Genomic DNA, 15,819 nt, shown 5'->3' with positions numbered 1-15,819 from the left:
AGGGAGCCGCAAATCTGGCGGTGCGTAACGCGCCGGCGGCTGCTTTCTCGGCCGGCAGAAACTACCAAATCTAGCAGCCAAAATGGCTTGCGGCAACGGTTTAGAAGCCGGCCTGCGCGGCGAAAACCGGTTGAAGCGACACGAGTTACGGTTATCATGGAGTTTTCACCTCTGGTTGCGTGCGGCGGTCCCCGCTCGGGGGCCGATTCATGGCGAACTTACCAGCGAAGCGGGTGGTCGATCTGATCCCCCAGGCAGGTCGCCCGGCACGCCTTCGAGGCCCCCACGGAAGCCACAAAGCCACCAGCGGTGGAGGGACGCATCGGTCTCGATTTTCCCCACCGTGGGGACTGAATTCTTGCAGGCTCTAAGGGCTCGGCGGCCGTGAAACAAGTGGTGCAACATCTCAAATCTGGCGTGCTCGAGGTTGTGGATGTCCCCTGCCCTCAGGCCTCGGCCGGACAGTTGCTGATTCAAACCCGCGCTAGCCTCATCTCGGCCGGCACGGAACGCAGTGTCGTCGAGTTCGGGCAGTCGAGCATGGTCCGCAAGGTGCGCGACAACCCCGACCGCGTGAAGCAGGTGCTCGATCGCATCCGCAACGATGGCCTGTTGCCGACGCTCGAACTGGTCTTCGCCAAGCTCGACGAGCCCATGCCCCTGGGTTATTCGAACGTGGGGGTCGTGGTCGGCGTTGGGGCGGGGGTCGAGGGGTTCGCCATCGGCGACCGCGTGGTGAGCAATGGACGCCATGCCGAGATGGTCGCCAAGCCCGTGAACCTGTGCGTCAAAGTCCCCGAGCATGTGACCTCCGAGCAGGCCACGTTCACGCTGGTCAGCTCGATCGGCCTGCAGGGCCTTCGCCTCCTCAAGCCCGAGTTGGGCGAGAAGATCGCCGTCTTCGGACTGGGCCTCATCGGCTTGCTCGCCGTGCAGATGCTCGTCGGCAGCGGCGCCGAGGTCATCGGTATCGACGTCGATCCCGGCCGGCTCGCCCTGGCGCGCAAGTTCGGTGCCACGACGGTCGATCTTTCGTCCGGCGCCGATCCCGTCGCGGCGGGCATGGCCTTCTCCGCCGGACAAGGGGTCGATGGTGTGTTGATCACCGCCTCGGCCAAGAACGATTCGATCGTCAGCCAGGCGGCGAACATGTCGCGCAAGCGAGGCCGGATCGTTCTCGTCGGCGTGGTAAACATGGAACTGAGCCGTGCCGAGTTCTACGAAAAGGAACTCAGCTTTCAGGTCTCCTGCTCGTACGGGCCAGGACGCTACGACCCGACCTACGAAGAACAAGGGATCGACTATCCCTATGCCTTCGTCCGCTGGACCGAGAAACGCAATATGGAAGCGGTGCTCGGCATGCTCGCCGCGGGGAGACTCGATATCGAGTCGCTCATCACGAGCCGCATTCCGCAGGCCGACGCTGCCCAGGCCTACGCCGCCCTGTCCGAAGATCGCAGCCAGATCGGCATCATTCTCGAGTATCCCGACGTTGCGCCTCCCACGACGACCGTGATCGAGCATCGGGGGACGGGCGCGACCGCAACGCCGACGAAGCCGTCTTCGGCCGCGCAGGCCCGCGTGGGGGTCATCGGCGCCGGCAATTACACGAAGATTCGCCTGCTACCGGAAATCAAGCGCACGAGCGCCGTGCCTGTCTCCATCGCCAGCGCCAGCGGAGTCACCGCGGCGCACGCCGCACGCAAGTTCGGTTTCGAAACCAGCACGACCGATTATCGCCAGATCCTCGACAATCCCCGCGTCGATGCCGTGTTCATCACGACGCGACATCACCAGCACGTGCCGATGGCGATCGATGCCCTGCGCGCCGGCAAGCACGTGTTTGTCGAGAAGCCGCTGGCGATCGATGCCGAGGGGCTCGCCCGCATTCGCGAGGTCTACGAGCAAACCACCGGGCTCGAATTGATGGTCGGCTTCAACCGCCGTTTCTCGGGGCACGCGGCCAAGATTCGTCAGTTGCTCGCCAGCCGCTCCCAACCGGCCACCCTGAACATGCTCGTCAACGCCGGCTACATTCCCGGCGATCACTGGATGCACGATCCGCGCATCGGTGGGGGACGCATCATCGGCGAGGGATGCCACTGGTTCGACCTGCTACGCTACGTGGTCGATGCGCCTATTGTCGCCGTGCAGGCGGCCATGATCGGCGACGTGCCGGGCGTGGAAACGCGCGACGACAACATGTCGGTCTCCCTCCTCTTCGCCGACGGCTCGTTGGGCAACCTGCATTACTTTGCCAACGGCCACAAGTCGTACACGAAGGAAAAGCTCGAAGTCTACTGCGAGGGACGCACCCTGCTGCTCGACAACTTCCGCAAGCTCACCGGCTATGGCTGGTCGAACTTCAAGAAGCTGAACTACTTCTCGCAAGACAAAGGACGCCGGCAAGAGATCTCGGGCTTCATCGACCGCGTGGCGCGCGGCGGCGCTCCGCTCATTCCCCCCAGTCACCTGTGGAACGTCACGGCGGCTACCTTCGCCGCGATGGACTCCGCACGCTCGGGCCAACGCGTCGAGCTGGCCGCCGAGGATCGAGGTTAGTTCGATGGCCGCAACCATGACGGGTACGGAAAACTCCCCCGCGCAGCATCCTTGGCAGGATTCATTCATCTGCGAGGTCGGCGCCGCGCGGAGCGGTACGAACTTCCTGGGCGAGGTACTCTCGCAACATCCAGCACTCGCCTACTGGCGCCGTCCCAAGTACATCTGGCGGCATGGCAATGCCTGGAAGCCCGACGACTGCCTGACGCCCGCCGACGCCAGTCCCCGCGTCGTGCGCTACATCCACCGCAAGTTTGGCGACTTTCTGCGGCAGTCGGGGCGCGAGCGGTTGTTGGTCTGCACGCAGGCGAACATCCTCTCGCTCGACTTCGTGAACGCGGTCTTTCCGCGCGGCAAGATCGTACACATCATCCGCGACGGTCGCGAAGTGGCGGCGTCGCAGGCCAAGGAATGGGAGATTCACAACTCCCTCACCAAGGCCAAGGGCTCGCGTCCCCCCTACTATCAACTCGTGGCACGCCGTGTCGCCGAGGTCCCGCCGAGCGATCTGCCCGCCTACTTGGCCGAGTTTCTCGGCACGACTTGGACCATGTTCGCCGGCAGCAAGTATCGTTACAGCATGGGACCCAAGATTCGCGACTGGCGCCAGTTGAAACGCACGATGGACCGCCTCGAGTTCACGGCCCTCACCTGGCGAGAATGCGTCTCCTCGGCGCGCGCCGTCGGCCGACAACTCGGGCCCGAGCGCTACTACGAGGTCAAGTTCGAAGACGTCGTGCATCGCCCTCGCGAAACGGTGCCGGCGCTGCTCGAATTCCTCGAGCTTCCCCCCTCGCCCGAGATCGAACGCTTCATCGAGCACGAAGTCGATCCTTCTGTCTCGGGCAAGTGGTTCGATCGCATCTCGCAACGCGATCTCGAAGAGCGGATTCTGCCGTACGTGGGAGATCTGTGCCGGGAGTTAGGCTATCTCGATGGCTGACAGCCCAGGCAAACAGAAACGGCGCCCCGACGGCAGTCCCGGCGAACGCTGGGTCATCGTCACGCAGTACTACCCGCCGGAGCCGGGCGCCCCGCAGATCCGTCTGCCCATGCTCGCCCGCGAGTTGAAACGCGCGGGGATCGACGTGCGGGTCCTGACCGGCATGCCCAACTATCCTGAGGGGGTCATCCACGAGGGCTATCGCGGCAAGTTCTTCCTCCGCGAAACGATCGACGGGATTCCCGTCTCTCGCGTGTGGCTCTACCCCGCGGTGGGACGCAAGCCGATCCGCCGCATCATCAACTATCTCACGTTCAGCTTTTTCGCCACGTTCTACCTGCTCTTCTTCATGCGAAACGTCGACGTGTTGTTCGTCGAGTCGCAGCCGATTTCGCTCGGCATGGCGGGGCTGCTCATGAAGTGGTTCCGCCGCGTCCCCTACATCTACAACATTCCCGACTTGCAGACCGACGTCGCCAAGCAACTCTCCTTTGTCGGCTGGAGGTTGCTGTTGTCGGTCGCCGTGTGGTTCGAGAACTTGTTCATGCGGCAGTCGTGGACCGTCTCCACCGTAACGCACCGCTTTATCGACTATTACGTCGAGCGTGGCATTCCCCGCGCGCAGATCAGTTTTCTGCCCAATGGCGCGGACACCGACGTGCTCCGTCCCCTTCACTACGATCGGGCCTATGCCGAAAAAATGGGCGTCGCCGGACGTACCACCTTCACCTACGCCGGTACCCACGCGCATTACCACGGCTTGGAAGTGCTGGTCGAAACGGCCCGCGTGCTCCGCGATCGGCCCGATATCGTGCTGCTGCTCGTCGGCAAGGGACCCGTGCGACCGGTCTTGCAGCAGCAGGCGGCCGAATACGGGCTGACGAACATCGTCTTTGGCGATTCCCCTTTCGCCGAGATGGTGCATCTCATGTCGATCACCTATGCTTCGCTCGTCGTGATGAAGGACGTGCCCGTGGCCGAGAAGATGCGTCTCTCGAAGACGTTTCCCCCTTTGGCGTGTGGCGTGCCGGTGGTGTATTCTGGCCGCGGCGAATCGGCCGACATGGTCGCCGAGCATGGCTGTGGCGTGCAGGTCCCCCCGGGCTCGCCTGAGCTGCTGGCCGAGGCCATTCTCCAACTGGCCGACGATCCCGCGCGGCGGGACGAAATGGGACGCCGCGGCGTGGAGTTGGTCGACCGAGAGCTGTCGTGGGCGAGTATCATTCGCAACTGGCTGGCCCAACTGAAGGGCACACCGCTGCCGGCGCCCGCGCAGGCAGATCGAGCAACCGTCGGCACGGCGACGCCGTCCGAGTCCAACTCGCGTGAAGGGAACTCATGACCACGGACGAATCATCCTCCTCTGCCCACGCGCCGCGGGGGAACGAGCCCTTCGTGCCGCGCACCGTCGCCCTGTTCGGACTGGGGTACGTCGGCTGCGTCTCGGCCTGCGCGCTGGCCGAGGCCGGCCACCGCGTCATCGGCGTCGAGGTCGTGCCGGCCAAGGTCGACGCCATCAATCGGGGTGAGGTCCCCTTTCTCGAACCGGGGCTGCCCGAACTTGCCAGACAGGTGGTCGCCTCGGGGCGACTCTCCGCGACCGACAACGCCGCCGCCGCCGTGGCCGAGGCGGACTTGTCGCTGATCTGCGTCGGCACGCCCAGCACCGAGACGGGACTCCCCAAGTTCGATCACCTCTACCGCGTCTGCGAGTCGATCGGCGAGGCCATCCGCGCGAAGGACGCCTCGCACGATGTCGTGATTCGCTCGACCGTCTTGCCGGGGACGGCCGAGCACTGCACCTCGCTCATCGAGCAGGTCTCGGGCCGCATGGCGGGAGACGGTTTTCACCTGGTCATCAATCCCGAGTTTCTGCGCGAAGGGACGGCCCTGGCCGACTATCGAAATCCTCCCTTTACCGTGGTCGGGGCCGAAGATGAACGTGCCGCCCGCCGCATCGCCGCCCTCTATGCCAACGTCGCCGGCCCCTGCTTCATGACGGGACGCCGCGAGGCCGAGCTCGTCAAATACTCGTGCAACCTGTTCCACGCCGTAAAGGTCGTCTTTGCCAACGAGATCGGCCGCATCGCCAAGACCGCCGGCATCGATAGCCACGCCGTGATGGAAATCTTCTGTCACGACGACAAGCTCAACCTGTCGCGCTACTATCTCAAGCCCGGCTTTGCCTACGGTGGCTCGTGTCTGCCGAAAGACTTGCGTGCCATCGTGGGCTATTCGCGCGAGCGCCACGTGGCGCTCCCCATGCTCGAGCATGTCGCGGCCAGCAATCGCGAGCAGATCGAAAGCGCCTTCCGCCTCATCGAGCAGCAAGAGCAACGCAAGGTGGGGCTCATCGGCTTCTCGTTCAAGCCCAGCACCGACGACCTGCGCGAAAGCCCCCTCGTCATCCTCGCCGAAATGCTGATCGGCAAGGGGTATGATCTCAAGATCTACGATCCCCAGGTGGTCATTTCGAACCTGTTGGGCGCCAACCGCGGCTTCCTCGAAAAACACCTCCCCCATGCCGCCGGGCTGATTACCGACCAACTCGATGATCTGCTCGAATGGGCCGAGTGTCTCGTCGTCGGTAGCCCGCTCCGCGACGTGGGCCAGGTGCTGATGCAGGCACGCGAAGACCAGACGATTATCGACCTGGTGCGCGCCGCTCCCCGGGTACGCACCAAGGCCCGCTACCACGGTCTGGGCTGGGAGATTGCCACCACCGACGACTAAGGTGGAAAAAACGTCAGCCATGGCTCGTTGCTGAACCCGCGTGGCAGTGCCATTTATTCCCCTGACCTTGGTACCGAAGCACGCAGGATAGACGGGCGTGAAGCTGGCTCTTTATTTCCACACGCTGCGACACATGCGGCCGGTGCAAATCGGTTCGCGCCTTGCCCAGCGACTGCGCCGCCCCGCGATCGATCGCCGCCCTGCCCCGCCGCTACGGCCTACCGTCGGTGACTGGCTTGAGACCCCCGCGCGCGAGCCACGCATGTTCGCCTCCCACGGGTTTCGCTTTTTGAATCGCCAGCGCGAGCTGTCGTTCCCCGCGGGCTGGAACGATCCGGCCGTCGATCAACTCTGGCTCTACAACCTGCACTATTTCGAAGATCTCTTCGCCCGCGACGCCGCCGCGCGGCGTGCCTGGCATCTCGAGCTCGTCGAGCGCTGGCCGCGCGAGAATCCGCCGTTCGAAGGCCGCGGCTGGGACCCTTACCCCCTGTCGCTACGCATCGTGAGCTGGATCAAATGGTCGCTGGCCGGCGAAGTGCTCTCGGCGGCGGTGCTCGATTCGCTTGCCCAGCAGACACGGAATCTCGCCCAGCGGATCGAGTATCACCTCTTGGGCAACCATCTCTTGGCCAACGCCAAGGCGCTAGTCTTTGCCGGGTTGTACTTCGCCGGCGACGAAGCCGACCGATGGCTGCGGCAAGGTTGTGATCTGTTCTGCCGCGAATTTGCCGAGCAGATTCTGCCCGACGGGGCCCACTTCGAGCTCAGCCCGATGTATCACGCGCTCATCCTGGAAGATGTGCTCGATCTGTTGAACCTCTGGCAGGTCTACCGCGTGGCCCCCGAGTCGCCGTGGCGCGAACTGGCCACGCGCATGCGCCATTGGCTCGCCGCGATGTGCCTCCCCGACGGCCGCATCACGCTCTTCAACGACGCGGCTTTCGGCATTGCCCCCGAAGTGGCGGAACTCGACGCCTATGCCGCACGATTGGGACTGCCCCCCATCCCTGCTCCAACGGAAGGAATCACGCACTTGGCCGACAGCGGTTACGTGCGGCTCCAGCATGGCGACGCCGTAGCTGTCGTCGACGTGGGTGAAATCGGACCGGCCTACATCCCCGGACATGGCCATGCCGATGTTCTCGGACTCGAGTTTGCACTCGGCCCGCAGCGTGTCATCGTCAACTCGGGCACGTCCGTCTACTATGGTAACGACCGCCAGCGCGAGCGAGAGCGTGCCACGGCGGCACACAACTCGGTCGAGGTCGATGGCCACAGCTCGTCGGAGTTGTGGGGAAACTTTCGCGTCGCCCGGCGGGCGCATCCCTGCGGCTTGCGCGTGCAGGTCGAGGGAGAAACGCTGGTCGTCTCCTGCGCGCACGACGGTTATCGGCGTTTGCCGGGCCGTGTGACGCATCGGCGAACGTTCACCCTGGAGAAGCATACGCTCACGATCGAAGACCAGCTCGAAGGAAGCTACGACCAGGCTTACGCCAGATTCCACCTGCACCCCGAGGTTGTGGTGACTTTCCGCACCGCTAGCGAGTTCGAATTGCAGGCTGGCGCGTGGCAGATGGTCTTTACGACTAATGCCCGGGAATGCCGCGTCGAGGCGACGCAGTACCATCCCGAGTTCGGCCTGGCCGTGCCCAACCGTTGCCTGGTCGTGCCGGTCGAGCAAGGCCGCGCGACCTGCAAGTTTGCTTGGGGTTCTCAGCCTGCGGCGAAATGAAATCTCGACGAAACGATCAGGCGGTAGACCCATCCGTATCACGACAGAACCAACTGGCACGATGACCGCTCCACTCAAGCAACCCAAAGTCCCCTTCTTCCGGCCAGAGATCTCCGAGGAGGAGATCGCCGCGGTCGCCGAGACGTTGCGCTCGGGCTGGCTCACAACCGGCCCCCGCACGCGGCAGTTTGAAAGCAACTTTGCCGAGCGCGTGGGCGCCAAGCATGCCCTGGCCGTGAACTCCGCCACGGCCGCCCTCCACCTGGCGCTGAACGCCGCGGGCATTGGCCCCGGCGACGAGGTGATCGTGCCGACGATGACCTTCACCGCCACGGCGGAAGTGGTCGTCCATCAAGGGGCGAAGCCGGTCTTCGTCGACTGCCTGCCCGACACGATGAACATGGATCCGGCCTGCGTCGCCGCCGCGGTGACTTCGCGGACCAAGGCGATGGTGCCGGTTCATTACGGTGGCCAGCCGTGCGAGATGGATCGGCTGCTCGAGATCGCCGCGCAGTATGATCTGTGGGTCGTCGAAGACGCGGCCCACGCGCTGCCGGCCCAGTATCGTGGCCGCACCGTCGGCACGATCGGCGATCTGACCTGTTTTTCGTTCTATGCCAACAAGACGATCACCACTGGCGAAGGGGGCATGCTCACCACCGACGACGACGAGCTGGCCGAACGCGTGCGCATCCGCAGCCTGCACGGACTGAGCAAGGATGCCTGGAAACGCTTCAGTGCCGAAGGTTCGTGGTACTACGAGGTGGTCTATCCCGGCTTCAAGTACAACCTGACCGATACGGCGGCCGCGCTCGGACTGGGGCAATTGTCGCGTGCCGATGATTTCTGGCGCCGCCGCGAACGTTGTGCCGCGCGCTACTGCGAACAACTGGCCGACGTGCCGCAGATCAAGTTGCCGCGAGCGCAGGCGCACGTGCAGCATTCCTGGCACTTGTTCGTCATCCAGCTCGAACTAGAGCAACTCTCGATCGACCGCAATGCGTTCATTCGCCAGCTCGACGAGGCGGGCATCGGCACGAGCGTCCACTACATCCCGCTCCACATGCAGCCCTATTACCGCGATACGTTCGGCTATCGGCCCGACGATTTCCCCGTCGCGCGCGGGCTCTACGATCGTATCATCACGTTGCCGATCTATCCTTCGCTGCCGGACGAGTCGCTCCAGTACGTCGCCGATACCGTTCGCAGCATCGTCGCGGAGCACCGGCGGTGATTAAGCGGGCGTTCGATGTCGGTGTTTCGTTCGTCGGGCTGGTGCTGCTGGCGCCCCTCTTGCTATTGGTGACGCTGGCTGTGAAAGCCACCTCCCCCGGGCCGGTCTTGTTCCGTCAGGAACGCATGGGGCGCGGGCTTCGGCCCTTTCGCATCAACAAGTTTCGCACCATGGTCGTCGACGCCCCGCAGCGTGGCGCGGCCATCACCGCCGGCCGCGATCCCCGCATCACGCGCGTGGGGCACGTGCTGCGGATGACCAAGATCGACGAGCTCCCCCAACTCATCAATGTCCTGGTCGGCGAGATGAGCTTCGTCGGACCGCGTCCCGAAGTGCCTCGCTACGTCGAGATGTTCCGGCACGACTACGAAGAAATTCTGCGCGTGCGGCCAGGGATTACCGATCTTGCTTCCTTGAAATACCGCGACGAGGCGGCCCTGCTCGGCGCCGCCGCCGATCCCGAGGCCGAGTACGTCGAGAAGATCTTGCCCGACAAGATCGCCCTGGCCAAAGACTATATCGCTCGACAGTCGCTGGGGTTGGATCTCTGGATTATCGTGCAGACGTTTCTGGCCGTCGCGCGAGGATAGGGCCGCCGCCGTTTCACCTGGTCGTGCCGAACCTATAGCATCGAGAGCGGATCGACGTCGGTCACCCATTCCACGTCGTCCGGCGCGCGAAGATCTTCGAGCACTTGCCGCACGGCCGTTCGTAGTGCCGTGTCGTCGCTATCCTGCAACAGAATGTGATAGCGATACTTGCCACGCAGCTTCGCGAACGGAGCCGGCGCGGGACCGAGCACGCGTGCCTTGCTCTCGGCCAGCAGACGACGCAGCTCGTCGACCACCTGACCCGTGAACGCCGCCACGACCGGCTCCTGCACGCCACGTACGATCAACCGAATCATGCTGCCGAACGGCGGGTAGCACAACGCCTCGCGCATGGGCAATTCATAAGCCGCGAACTTGTCGCAATCGTGATCGATCGCCGCCTGGATCGCGGGATGTTCGGGGCTCACCGTCTGGATCAAGACGCGCCCCCCCTGCTCGCCTCGCCCCGTCCGCCCGGCGACCTGCGCCAAGAGTTGAAACGTCCGTTCCGAAGCGCGGAAGTCGGGCAGGTGCAACGACGTATCGGCATTGATCACCCCGACCAGCGTGACATTGGGGAAGTCGAGCCCCTTGGCGATCATCTGCGTCCCGAGCAGAATGCGCACCTCCCCCGAGCGAAAGCGCGCCAGTGCCGCCTCATGGCTGCCAGGACGTTGCATGGCGTCGGTATCCATGCGAATGAGCGGATAGTTCGGAAAACGCTGGTGGACCTCGGCCTCGAGCCGTTGCGTGCCCGAGCCGCTGTAGCGAATGCCACTCGCGCCGCACTGGGGGCAGTTGAGCGGGGCGGGCATCTGAAAGTCGCAGTAATGGCACAAGGCCATCTCGCCGTGGCGATGATGCGTCAGGGCGATCTCGCAGTGGGGACAATTCACCACTTCGCCGCACGACGGACACTGAATGTGGGTGGCGAAGCCTCGGCGGTTGAGAAACAGAATCACTTGTCCGCCCGCTTCCAACGCATGTTGCATCGCCACGTACATCCGCCGACCGATCGCCCCGCGCGAACCCTTCTCCGCACGCTCTTCGCGCAGGTCGATCGTGCCCACCGCGGGCAAGGGCCGGTCGAGTACGCGGCGCGGCAACTCGAGCAACCGGTACACGCCTTGTCTCCCCCGCTGCCAGCTTTCGAGCGATGGCGTCGCCGAGCCCAGCACCAGGGGCACGGCTTCGGCCCGCGCTCGTTCGATGGCCACATCGCGGGCATGATAACGCGGGGCAGAATCCTGCTTGAACGACGATTCGTGCTCTTCATCCACCACGATCAGGCCGAGATGGGGCGTGGGGGCAAAAATGGCGCTCCGCGCGCCGACCACCACCTGCACCTCTCCCGTCGCGATGCGTTCCCAGTGGCGGTGCCGCTCTGAATCGGTGAGATGGCTGTGCAACACGGCCACGTGGTCGAAGCGGGCCCGGAAACGCTGGCGCGTTTGGGGCGTAAGGCTGATCTCGGGCACCAGCACGATCGCCTGGCGACCGTAGGAGACGACCTCTTCAATAGCCCGGATATAGACCTCGGTCTTGCCGCTGCCGGTTACGCCATGCAGCAGTAACGTCTCGTAGCGGCGTCCCCGCAACGCCGCCAGAATCGTGTCGAGCGCCTGCTGCTGGTCGAGATTCAACTCGTGTCCCGAGTCGCGCTCGACGGCCGCCTCTTCGGCCTGATGCGTGCGGACGCGCTCGGTGCGGGCCGCGATGAGTCCCTTCTTGCGAAGCGCGTTGATGGGGGCCAGCGTACACCGACACGCCGAGGCAAGCTGCTGTGCCGTCAGCGGCGACGTCGCCGCGGCAAGATGCTCGATGACGATCGCCTGTTTGGCGGGCAGCTTCGACCGGTCGATCTGTTGGAGCGCGTCGCGGTTGACCGACAGAAATTGCGTGCCCCGCGTGCCGGCGTCCATGCGCACCCCCGCCGGGACGACCGCCTCGAGCACCTGCCCCCAGGGGCACAGATAGTGCTCGGCCATCCATTCCGTCAGACGCAGCATGGCCGGCGTCAGCAGGTGCCGGCGGTCGACCAGCTTCGAGATTTCCTTCAATCGCCGCGAGCTTTGTCGCGGCTCCAGCCTCACGCAGTATCCCTGAGCCACGCGATCTCCCCGTCCCAGCGGAACGCGGACCCGCATGCCGACGCGTAGCATGTCGCGAAGTCGCTCGGGCACGGCATAGTCGAACGGCTGGGCAGGGCCCGTCGGAAAAACCACGGTCGCCACGAGTTGCTCCACGGCATCGTCGACCTCCCAAGGGGCCGGCGCCGTCTCGAAAAGCTCTCGTTGTTCCCCGGACATGGTGGCTCGGCAATGGTGTAGCGGCGGCGCGCGTTGTACGATACCTCGTACGAGCAGCGTGGAGTTGAACAAGAATATTGTAGGGATGTTTTCGGCCTGCAAGCGGGCCGCGGGTTGCCATGCGTCTGGGAATCTACGGCGGTACGTTCGATCCGGTCCATTTCGGACATCTGTTGCTGGCCGAGTTCTGCCGCGAAGCGTGCCAACTCGACGAAGTCTGGTTCGTGCCGGCAGCCGTCCCGCCGCACAAACAAGGCCAGAGCGTATCGACCGCGGCACAACGGCTCGAGATGCTGGCCCTGGCCATCGGCGGTCACGAATCCTTTCGGGTCTGCTCGCACGAGATCGAACGGGGGGGCGTGAGTTATACCGTCGAGACGCTCGCGGCGATCCAGGCCGAGGATCCCGCGCGCGAACTCTTTTTCCTGCTGGGGGCCGATTCTCTCGTCGACTTGCCCCTCTGGCGCGAGCCGGCACGCATCTGCGAACTGGCCACCCTGGTCGTGGTCGCCAGAACCAGCACGCCGGAGCCCGACTTCGGCTGCCTGACGGGCATCGCCAGTCCCGAACGCATCGCCCATTTCCGGCGCCACCTGGTGCCGATGCCGCTTATTGAGCTCTCGAGCAGCGAGATTCGTCGACGCATCGGCGCGGGCCGCTCAATTCGCTTTCAAACGCCGCGGGCCGTCGAGAAATACATCGAAACGGCCACCCTCTACCAGGCCTGATTCGCGCGAACGGCTTGACGATTCCCCCCGCCTGCCGCGGAGGTGAGTGCGGCTAATGTCGCGGCGGGCGTTCGCCCGGACGTGGGCGGACAGCGACGACGATCGCCAGAGCGATCAGGACATAGAGCCCGATCACGATGAGAATTTGAATGCCGAGCATCGTACTACCCCCCTGCCCTCTCGGAGCCGCGTTGAGGAGGCCGAATCGGACGGCCCTCGCCGGCCGCCATCAGGTGCTCTTTGGCAAGCCGGCGACTTCCAAACACCTTAACTTGCCTTGTCTGTTTGTATTTTACGTAGTTTGACAGCCGCAGTGCTAGCAGATTTGCCTACTTTTGCGACTTGATGAACCGCAGGAACTGGGCGTCGATCAGCCGGAAATTGTCGCCGAACACTGCCGTAAAGTCGGCCATCCGTTGGGCAGCCGGGTAGGGCTGGAATTCCGTTCGATCGATCACGCGTTTCAGGTATTGCGCATACTTGCGCGGCTGCGTTTCAACCAGGTAATAGGTCAGCGCCCAGGCCTCGGCGTAGGCGGCCGCCGGATCGGCCGAGAAACGCTCGTCGGAAGCGATCAATTCCTCGAGCGAGTTCTCTTTGCGGGCCTGCTGCTCGATCATGGCCCGAAAGTCGCCAAACCGGCCCCGGTTCACCCGTTCGTTCTGCCGTGTGTGATTCCGCGAGTCCCAGACGCCGGAGGCCTCGAACATCGTGCCCAGCCCCTCGATCACCCACTTCGGCTGCGGCGCAAAACGCGTATGAATCCCCGTGTTGAAGGCCGATTGGTGCGTCGCCTCGTGGATAATCGTATCGGCGTCCTGTTCCCAGGAAGACTTGCCTCCCCCCGAGTCGTACAGCGCCACGCGGTTCGACATGGGAGAGTAGTACCCCAGCACGTTACGGCCGACGCCCGAGCCGTCGCGCGCGGCGTACTGCATGAATTCGCGCTGATTGGGAAACACGATCGCGACCATCGGGAACTCGGGTTCCTTGAGTTGAAAGTCGCGTACCTGGAAGTAGATCACGAACGAGCGATAGAGATCCTCGAACCGCCGACTCCATTGCGGACCCTTGCCGCTGGGATGGACGACAAGGTAATGCCCGGTCGAGGAAACCTCGAACTTGGGACCGAATTCCTTCTCGAGCTGGGCCCGCATGATCGTGGCGGGGTAGCTTTGAAAGCCGCTCGAAACCTGCCGCGAATCGGAGGCGTCGCGTGGCGGAAACTCCCACAGGCGGCCATCGCGAGCGAGCAGGTAAACGACCGATTTCGACCAGGCGAGTGGCATCCCTTCCAGACGGCGCCCCTCGAATTCGAGCTCGATCGTGCGGCGCGAGGGGCTGGCGGCTTCTCCCACCGCGGCGCTGCCCGCCATCGTCAGGCCGACGATCAAGGCCAGCCCAAGCTGTGCCGACGCGCTTCGCATCACGCTGCTCCCGGCGGTAAAATCATGTGGCCGCGTGGCGCGGAGCATCTGCCCCTGGCGCCACAGAAAGCCTATGACATCCCGTCCGGGGAGGCCGGCTGTGGACCGTTCGGCAGAGAGATCCAGAGTGTCTGGATCATCCTGGCCACCGCACGATCGGTATGACCCGCGCGACGCGCCCCTGCTCCGGAGAACAAGATGCTTGCGTTACTCGTCGCGGTGGCGGCCGTGGTGGCTCAGCCTGCCGGTGAGGCCCCCGACATCTCGGTCCAGGTGCGGCGGCTCGTCCGCGAACTCGATGCCGCCCAGCTCGACGTACGCGATCGCGCCGAGGCGGCGCTGGTCGAGTTGGGAATCGCCGCGCTCGATCATCTGCCGGAGTCCAGCGGTCGCCTCTCGGCCGAGGTCAAGCAGCGGTTGAATCGCGTTCGCGCCAAGCTCGAGCGCGAGCGAGCCATCGCCTCGTCTCAGGCGTCGCGCGTCACGCTCGAAGCCGACGAGTTGCCCCTCTCCGAGATCCTCGAAGAATTCAGCCGGCAGACCGGGAACAAGATTCTCGATTACCGCTCCGAGTTCGGCCAGGAAGCTGACGATCCCCGTCTAAAAGTCGCCTTTCAGAATGCCACCTTCTGGGAGGCGTTCGACCAGGTGCTCGACGACGCGGGACTGGCTGTCTACCCCTACAGCGACAACGACGAGCCGGCCATCGCGGTGGTGAATCGCAGCGCCTCGCAGACGTTGCGGCATGGCCGCGCCAACTATGTGGGGGCCTTTCGGCTCGAGGCGATTGAACTTTCCGCCCGGCGCGATTTGCGCGACCGTGCGAATCGCTCGCTGCATCTGCAACTCGAGATTGCCTGGGAACCGCGACTCGCACCGATTGCCATTGGCAACTCGATGGCCGATCTGACCGTGCGCGACGACGCCGGCAACTCGCTCATCGACCAGGGAGACGCCACGGCCGCCTACGACTTCGAGGCCTCGGTACCGCGGAACAGCACGTCGACCGACCTGGAGCTTCCCCTGGTGCCACCACCGCGTAGCGTCGAAAAGATCGCGCGGCTCGCCGGCAAGCTCAATGTCATGCTCCCCGGCAAACGCGAATCGTTCCGCTTCGACAACCTCGAAAAGTCCGACGGCGCCGAGCAACGCAAGGCGGGGGTCGTCGTCAAGCTCGACCGCGTGCGAAAGAACAACGAAGTCTGGGAAGTCCGCACCCGCGTGACCTTCGACGACCCGGGCGAGGCCCTGCAATCGCACCGCGACTGGATGTTCCAGAACGTCGCGCAGTTGGTTGATAACGCACGCGAATCGCTGCCGAATATCGGGCTGGAGACCTATCTGCAGACCGAAAATGCCTTCGGCATCTCCTACCTCTTCGATCCTCCGGACGGACTCGCGGGACAGGCCTACGTCTACGAGACACCGACCATGATCCTCAGCGTGCCGGTGGAGTACGAGGTAAAGGATCTGGAATTGCCGTAGAATGCGCTGCGGCAGAGAACGTGTTGCCGGGCTCCAGGAGTTCATCCCTGAGCTGATTTTGCTGTCGTGCCAG

General features: G+C 64.2%; 11 protein-coding genes. 9 read left to right on the top strand and 2 right to left on the bottom strand.

What is annotated here, in order from left to right; genetic code table 11:
• Window positions 1–384 precede the first annotated feature (384 nt).
• The 7 genes from KF708_22075 (at window position 385) to KF708_22045 (ending at window position 9,797) form a co-directional block, all read left to right on the top strand.
• Window positions 385–2,562, top strand: coding sequence for a bi-domain-containing oxidoreductase (locus KF708_22075; protein ID MBX3415387.1), 2,178 nt, complete (start codon window positions 385–387; stop codon window positions 2,560–2,562).
• A gap of 4 nt (window positions 2,563–2,566) precedes the next feature.
• A complete protein-coding gene (locus tag KF708_22070) occupies window positions 2,567–3,505 on the top strand; it encodes a sulfotransferase (GenBank protein ID MBX3415386.1) in 939 nt (312 codons plus the stop codon).
• Window positions 3,498–4,847: a glycosyltransferase family 4 protein gene (locus tag KF708_22065; GenBank protein MBX3415385.1), complete on the top strand. Its 1,350-nt coding sequence runs from the start codon at window positions 3,498–3,500 to the stop codon at window positions 4,845–4,847. Before KF708_22070 ends, KF708_22065 begins: the two co-directional genes overlap by 8 nt.
• Entirely contained in the window at window positions 4,844–6,238 is a 1,395-nt protein-coding gene (locus KF708_22060; GenBank protein ID MBX3415384.1) for a nucleotide sugar dehydrogenase, read from the top strand. The genes KF708_22065 and KF708_22060 overlap by 4 nt, the downstream gene beginning before the upstream one ends.
• 97 nt (window positions 6,239–6,335) lie before the next feature.
• Complete coding sequence (locus KF708_22055; GenBank protein ID MBX3415383.1) at window positions 6,336–7,973, top strand: alginate lyase family protein; 1,638 nt, start codon at window positions 6,336–6,338, stop codon at window positions 7,971–7,973.
• A gap of 61 nt (window positions 7,974–8,034) precedes the next feature.
• Window positions 8,035–9,207: a DegT/DnrJ/EryC1/StrS aminotransferase family protein gene (locus tag KF708_22050; GenBank protein ID MBX3415382.1), complete on the top strand. Its 1,173-nt coding sequence runs from the start codon at window positions 8,035–8,037 to the stop codon at window positions 9,205–9,207.
• Window positions 9,204–9,797, top strand: a complete 594-nt coding sequence (locus tag KF708_22045; GenBank protein ID MBX3415381.1) for a sugar transferase — start codon at window positions 9,204–9,206, stop codon at window positions 9,795–9,797. The genes KF708_22050 and KF708_22045 overlap by 4 nt, the downstream gene beginning before the upstream one ends.
• 32 nt (window positions 9,798–9,829) lie before the next feature.
• Here the strand turns inward: KF708_22045 and priA are convergent, their stop codons facing one another.
• Window positions 9,830–12,106 carry a primosomal protein N' gene (gene priA, locus KF708_22040; protein ID MBX3415380.1) on the bottom strand — a complete coding sequence of 759 codons (2,277 nt, stop codon included), beginning with the start codon at window positions 12,104–12,106 and terminating at the stop codon, window positions 9,830–9,832.
• A gap of 119 nt (window positions 12,107–12,225) precedes the next feature.
• Here priA and nadD point away from each other — a divergent pair, with 119 nt between their 5' ends.
• Window positions 12,226–12,834 (top strand): nicotinate-nucleotide adenylyltransferase, encoded by a 609-nt coding sequence (gene nadD, locus KF708_22035; protein ID MBX3415379.1) that lies wholly within the window; start codon window positions 12,226–12,228, stop codon window positions 12,832–12,834.
• A gap of 329 nt (window positions 12,835–13,163) precedes the next feature.
• On the opposite strand, the gene KF708_22030 is transcribed toward nadD, so the two are convergent.
• Entirely contained in the window at window positions 13,164–14,261 is a 1,098-nt protein-coding gene (locus KF708_22030; GenBank protein ID MBX3415378.1) for a DUF1570 domain-containing protein, read from the bottom strand.
• Window positions 14,262–14,459: 198 nt separating this feature from the next.
• Here KF708_22030 and KF708_22025 point away from each other — a divergent pair, with 198 nt between their 5' ends.
• The gene (locus KF708_22025) at window positions 14,460–15,746 is read left to right on the top strand and encodes a hypothetical protein (GenBank protein MBX3415377.1); all 1,287 of its coding nucleotides are present in this window, start codon (window positions 14,460–14,462) and stop codon (window positions 15,744–15,746) included.
• Window positions 15,747–15,819 lie beyond the last annotated feature (73 nt).

The sequence above is a fragment of the Pirellulales bacterium genome (assembly GCA_019636335.1).
GTDB lineage: Bacteria > Planctomycetota > Planctomycetia > Pirellulales > JAEUIK01 > JAHBXR01.
This window is presented reverse-complemented; position numbering and strand designations above follow the sequence as displayed.

Excerpts from the sequence above, each read along its gene's own strand:
- KF708_22060 (MBX3415384.1), top strand. The coding sequence starts at position 4,844 with ATGACCACGGACGAATCATCCTCCTCTGCCCACGCGCCGCGGGGGAAC.
- KF708_22025 (MBX3415377.1), top strand. The coding sequence starts at position 14,460 with ATGCTTGCGTTACTCGTCGCGGTGGCGGCCGTGGTGGCTCAGCCTGCC.
- KF708_22050 (MBX3415382.1), top strand. The coding sequence starts at position 8,035 with ATGACCGCTCCACTCAAGCAACCCAAAGTCCCCTTCTTCCGGCCAGAG.
- nadD (MBX3415379.1), top strand. The coding sequence starts at position 12,226 with ATGCGTCTGGGAATCTACGGCGGTACGTTCGATCCGGTCCATTTCGGA.
- KF708_22070 (MBX3415386.1), top strand. The coding sequence starts at position 2,567 with ATGGCCGCAACCATGACGGGTACGGAAAACTCCCCCGCGCAGCATCCT.
- KF708_22030 (MBX3415378.1), bottom strand. The coding sequence starts at position 14,261 with ATGCGAAGCGCGTCGGCACAGCTTGGGCTGGCCTTGATCGTCGGCCTG.
- priA (MBX3415380.1), bottom strand. The coding sequence starts at position 12,106 with ATGTCCGGGGAACAACGAGAGCTTTTCGAGACGGCGCCGGCCCCTTGG.
- KF708_22065 (MBX3415385.1), top strand. The coding sequence starts at position 3,498 with ATGGCTGACAGCCCAGGCAAACAGAAACGGCGCCCCGACGGCAGTCCC.